This window comes from Streptomyces himastatinicus ATCC 53653 (assembly GCF_000158915.1).
In the GTDB taxonomy this organism is placed as follows: domain Bacteria; phylum Actinomycetota; class Actinomycetes; order Streptomycetales; family Streptomycetaceae; genus Streptomyces; species Streptomyces himastatinicus.
In genome coordinates this window covers 10,102,225-10,107,559 of sequence record NZ_GG657754.1, presented here as the reverse complement: position 1 = coordinate 10,107,559, position 5,335 = coordinate 10,102,225, and the positions used below count along the sequence as shown (strand labels likewise).

Annotated in this window: 4 protein-coding genes; 3 read left to right on the top strand and 1 reads right to left on the bottom strand. The window is 73.2% G+C overall.

Translation table 11 applies throughout. From position 1 onward, the window contains the following. The 3 genes from SSOG_RS54465 to SSOG_RS42600 form a co-directional block, all read left to right on the top strand. The coding region (locus SSOG_RS54465) for an SDR family NAD(P)-dependent oxidoreductase (RefSeq protein ID WP_208867448.1) at positions 1-2,464 on the top strand (2,464 nt) is incomplete at its 5' end. Continuing rightward, a complete protein-coding gene (locus tag SSOG_RS42605) occupies positions 2,461-2,871 on the top strand; it encodes an acyl carrier protein (protein ID WP_039940085.1) in 411 nt (136 codons plus the stop codon). The genes SSOG_RS54465 and SSOG_RS42605, both read left to right, overlap by 4 nt. 155 nt (positions 2,872-3,026) lie before the next feature. Continuing rightward, positions 3,027-3,893 (top strand): alpha/beta fold hydrolase, encoded by an 867-nt coding sequence (locus SSOG_RS42600; protein WP_009720529.1) that lies wholly within the window; start codon positions 3,027-3,029, stop codon positions 3,891-3,893. 84 nt (positions 3,894-3,977) lie between these two features. Here SSOG_RS42600 and SSOG_RS42595 read toward each other — a convergent pair. Then, positions 3,978-5,335 (bottom strand): beta-ketoacyl reductase (locus tag SSOG_RS42595; RefSeq protein ID WP_154686142.1); only part of this gene is annotated, 1,358 nt, incomplete at its 5' end.

The following is a 5,335-nucleotide window of genomic DNA, read 5'->3' as shown; positions in this document are numbered from 1 at the left end:
CCGTGATGCGGGTGTGTCACCGCGCGATGTGGGCTGGTCGCTGGTCACGACGCGGTCGGTGTTCGACCACCGGGCCGTCGTGGTCGGCGAGGGGCCGGACGAGTTACGGGCGGGGCTGGCGTCGCTGGCGGCAGGTGAGCCGCATCCGGCCGTGGTCGGGCCGGGTGTGGTCCGTACGGGCGGGGCGGCGGCCGCGTCGCTTGGGACGGTGTTCCTGTTCGGCGGCTCCGACGCCTTGGAAGGCTTCGCCGACGGGGCGGGCCGCGAACTGTACGACCGCTTCCCGGTGTTCGCCGCCGCCTTCGACGAGGTGTGCGCGCTGCTGGGGGTGGCGGGGGAACGTCCGCCACCGGACTCTGAGGCCGGGCTGTTCGCGCTGCACATCGCGCTGGTCCGGCTGCTGGACGCGGCCGGGGTACGAGCCGATGCGGTGGCCGGTGCGCTAGGCGGTCCTTTCGTCGGTGAGATCGCCGCCGCACACGTCGCCGGTGTCCTCGACCTCTCGGACGCCTGCCGCCTCGTCGCCGCCGGACCCGGCGAACTCCCCCGGGCCCTCGGCGCGGTGTCGCTCCGCCGCCCGGCGGTCCCGGTCCTGGACGTCCTCACCGGACTGCCCGTGGACGAGCGGATCACCACACCCGGTTACTGGTGCGACCGCGATACGGCCGAGCCACGCCCCGAAGCACCGAACCTCGGCGAGGCCGGTGTGGTCTGGGAGCTGGGGCCCGGGCATGGTCCGGCGGACGGAGCGGCGCCGCTGGTGCTGTCGCCGTTCGGTGGCGGTGGCGGACGGTCCGAGGTGCGCGCGCTGCTGTACGCGCTGGCGCGGCTGCACACCACGGGCGCTACGGTCGACTGGCGCGCCCTCTTCGACGGCGCCACACCACCGCGTACCGTCCCGCTGCCCACCTACGCCTTCCAGCGGCAGCGGTTCTGGCTCGACAACCAGCAGACGGATGCGGCGCCGGGGACCGAGACATGGGTGGACGCCGAGTTCTGGGACGCCGTGGAGCACGCGGACATGGCGGCCCTGACCCGGACCCTCGATGTCCCCGCGGAGCGGCACGGCCAGCTGCGGGAGATCCTGCCCGCGCTGGCCGCCTGGCGGCGGCAGCGGCAGTGGCGCCACCGGATCGCCTGGCAGGCCATGGCCGAGGTGGTGGCACCGCGGCTGTCCGGCACCTGGCTGGTCGCGTCGGCCGGCGGCCCGCTCGCCGACGCGGTGGTCGCCGCGCTGCGCGAACACGGCGCCGATGTCGTCGAACTCGCTGCGGAGGGCCCCTCGGCCCGCGCCCTCGCCGACCGGATATCCGACGCCGCCACCGGGCGGTTCGTCGCCGGTGTGCTCTCGCTGTCGGCCCTGGACGAGACCCGGCCACCGGCCGACGACGGCCGGAGCCCGGCGCTCACCCCGACCATCGCGCTGGTCGAGGCGGTGGAGCGGGCCGGGATCGAGGCCCCGGTGTGGGTGGCCACGCGCGGCGCGGTCAGTGTCGGTCGCGGGGATCCGGTGCTCCGCCCGGAGCAGGCCCAGCTCTGGGGTCTGGGCCGCGCCCTCGCGGTGGAACACCCGCGGTGCTGGGGCGGACCGGTCGATCTGCCGGACCGGTTCGACGCACGCGCCGGACGGCGGCTGGCCGGTGTCCTGGCGGGTCTCCACGGCGAGAGTGAAGTGGTCGTACGCGCCGACTGCTGCTTCACGCGCCGTCTGGTGCGGGACGTACCCGGGCGCGCCACCGCGGGCGACGGCACCGTGTCAGGTGGCTGGGCGGCGCACGGCACGGTGCTGATCACCGGAGCGGCCACCGCCCTGGGCGCGCACACCGCCCGGTGGGTGGCCGGGGCGGGCGCGGACCGGCTGCTCCTCCTCGACCCCACGGCCCCGGACGACGATCTGCTCGCCGAACTGGCCGCCTCGGGCCCACAGGTGTCCGTCGCCACCGTCGACCCGGCCGATCCGGACGCGCTCGCCGCCGCCGTGGCCGGTCTTCCAGCCGACGCGCCGCTGACCGCGGTGCTGCACCTCGCGGTGCCGCCGCTCCACGAGGCCGGGCCGCTGGACACCGCGCATATCGAGCGAACATGGCATGCGGCGGTGGCGGGGGCGCGGAATCTGTGCGCCCTCAGCCTGAAGAGCGACCTGTCGGCCTTTGTGCTCAGTTCCTCGGCCGTGGGTGTGCTGCCCGGCCCGGGGCTGGGCAACCAGGCTCCGGCCCATGCCTATCTGCATGCGCTCGCGCAGGAGTGCCGGGCGCGGGGCGTCCCGGCGACCTCGGTGTGCTGGGGCGCCGTCGACGGCGTCGCCACGGCCACCGGCGCCGTCGAGCGGCCACGGAGCCCGGGAAACTCCGCACTGTCCCCGCGATCGGCGGCCGCACTGCTGCGGCAGGCGGTCGTGGAGGACGCGGTGTCCGTGGTCATCGCGGACATCGACGAAGCACCCACCAGGCGGGAGAAACGATGAACGCATTCACCGCGGTCAATGGCAACGCCCCCGGCGATTCCTCCGACCCCCAACCGAACGGACCCGAGATGCACACGGAACAGAGCGAGGCCCATCTCGACGGCGCGGCCCTGCACCAGGCGCTCGCCATCGCCACGGCGGAAGAGCGCGAGGACATCCTGCGGGAGACCGTACGGGCGCAACTCGCCGACATCCTCTCCCCCACCCCGATCGACGACGACAGCAATTTCCTCGAAAACGGACTCACCTCGCTGACCGCGCTCGAACTCACCCGCAAGCTGATGACACTCACCGACGTGGAAATTCCCCTCGTCGCCATTCTCGAATATCCCTCTCCCGCCCGCCTCGGCCACTATCTCGCCGAGGCGTACGCGGCGGTCAACAGCGGGGACGGCGCCACGGCATAGCGTGCGCCGCGATACGCCGACGCCGGGCGGGAAGGGCTCATCCCCTCCCGCCCGGCGTCTCCGTTCCCCCATGCATTCTTAAGTGCCGCTAACGCGGGGACACTTGACCGCCGAAGATATCGAAGCACTCGCGGATATCGGGCTAAAATTCCTCCATGGATCTTTCCGTGCCCGTAACCGACGATGTGAAATTGCATTTCCGACACCGGCCTGGAACCGCATCCCCCGCCTTCCTCCTGGTCCATGGCATGGCCTCGAACGCCCGGATGTGGGACGAGGTCGCCGACCACCTGGCCGCCGCGGGCCATGCGGTGTACGCGGCCGATCTGCGCGGCCACGGCGAGTCCGACACCCCGGAGAAGGGGTACGACACACCGACCGCCGTCGCGGACCTGGTGGCGGCCTGCGCCGCCCTCGGGCTGTCCGAGGTGGTGGTGGCCGGGCATTCGTACGGCGGCAACGTATCGGTGCGGCTGACCGCCGAGCATCCCGAACTGGTGGCGGGGCTGGCCCTGGTCGACGGCGGCTGGCTCGAACCCGCCAAGGCCTTCCCCTCGTGGGAGGCGTTCGCGGGCGCGCTGCGCCCGCCCGCGCTGGACGGTGCCACCGTGCAGAGCGTGAGCGACTACTTCCGGGACATCCATCCCGACTGGTCGCCGGCGGCGATCGAGGCGGCCGTGGCCACCATGCGGGAGAACCCGGACGGTTCGCTGTCCCGGCGGATGACCCTCGAACAGCACACGTCCATGCTGCGCAGCATCTGGGACGAGCCGCCGAGCCCCTGGTACCCGGCCATCTCGGTGCCCACCCTGCTGATGCCCGCCATCCCGAAGGGCGCGGACCCGCAGTGGGCGGACCGCATCCGCACACGTATCGAGGCCACCACGGCCACGCTGCGCGGTGCGGCCATGCGCGAATACCTGGACTCGGAGCACGATCTGCACGCCCAGCACCCGCGGCGGGTGGCGGAGGATCTGCTCGACCTGGCCCGCACCGTCCGGCAGGCCCGTGCCCTTCACTGACCGGCACACGGCGAACCCCCCGTACGGCGTCCCGTACGGGGGGTTCTTGGCGAACGGGTTCCTTTGCGAACGGGGCCTGGCCGCTCAGGTCCCCAGCTCGCGGTCGATGAGGGCGAACACCTCGTCGGCGGTGGCGGCGGCGAGATCCTGCTCGTCCGCCGGTTCGCCCTCCTCGTCGTCGGTGGCCGTGTACTTCCACAGGAGGCCCTGGAGACGCTTCACCAGTCCGGTGCGCCGCGGGTCTTCGGCCGCCATTCCGGCCAGCGCCGCCTCCAGCGCGTCGAGGTGTCCGAGCCCCGGGTGGGCGGTGGCGGACTCCTCCGGAGCCAGCTGGGCCAGCAGACAGCCCGCCAGGGCTTCCGGTGTCGGATAGTCGAAGACCACCGTCGTCGGCAGGCTGAGCCCGGTGGCTGCTCGCAGCCGGTTCCTGAGCTCCACCGCCGCGATCGAGTCGAAGCCCAGCTCCTTGAACGGCCTGCCCGGGTCGACCGCCTCCGGCGCCGGATAGTGCAGTACGGCGGCCACATGGCCGCGTACCAGGGCGAGCAGCCGTCCGGTCCGCCCGTCCTCGTCCAGCGCGGCCAGCTCCTCGCGCAGCGCCGCGGCACCGTCCGCGCCGGTGTCCCCTTCGGCGGGTTCCTGTGCGGCCTCGATGGCGTGGCGGGCCTCCGGCACCGTGTCGAACAGCCTGCTCGTCCGGGCCAGGGTGAACAGCGGCGCGAAGCGCTCCCAGGCGACATCGGCGATCGTCAGCTGGGGATCGTCGTGGTCGAGCGCCTGCCGCAGGGCGTTCAGCGCCCACCGTGGATCCAGCGGCGACAGTCCCTGGCGCCGGGAACGCTCGGTGTGCGGGGCCAGTGGCTGGGGCGTATCGCCGCCGTCCGGCAGGTCCCACAGCCCCCAGGCGATCGAGACCGTGGCCCGGCCCTCGGCCCGTCGGCGTTGCGCGAGCGCGTCGAGGTGGGCGGTTGCGGCAGCGTACGAGCCGTGGTCCTTGCTGCCCCACGCCGTCGCGACGGTGGAGCAGTAAATGACCGTGTCCTCGGGCCCGAGACCACACGCCGCCTCAAGGTCCGCCTCGGAACAGGCGAGTTGAGCGGAGATCTCATCGGCCAGCCGCTCGGGTGTCAGCTCCGTCAGCGGTGCCAGCGCACCGGAGGTAGCAGTGTGGACGACCGTCCCGATCCGTCCGCCCTCCGACGCCAGCCGTTCGACGGTACGGACGACACCCGCCCGGTCGCCGGGCGCGCAGTCCGCGATCGTCAGCTCGGCGCCGAGCGCGTCCAGCTCGGCCTTCAGCGCGGCGTTCCCGTCTCCGTCTTGATGGCCCAGCAGGATGACGCGCTTCGCGCCGTTGTCGGCCGCCCATCGGGCGATGTGGGCCGCCGGGCCGGTGGTGTCGCCGGTGATGAGCACGGCACCGTGCGGCGTCCAGGTCCGCG

What these genes read in the sequence shown, in the direction of transcription:
- SSOG_RS42600 (WP_009720529.1), top strand. Translation starts at nt 3,027, where the DNA reads ATGGATCTTTCCGTGCCCGTAACCGACGATGTGAAATTGCATTTCCGA.
- SSOG_RS42605 (WP_039940085.1), top strand. Translation starts at nt 2,461, where the DNA reads ATGAACGCATTCACCGCGGTCAATGGCAACGCCCCCGGCGATTCCTCC.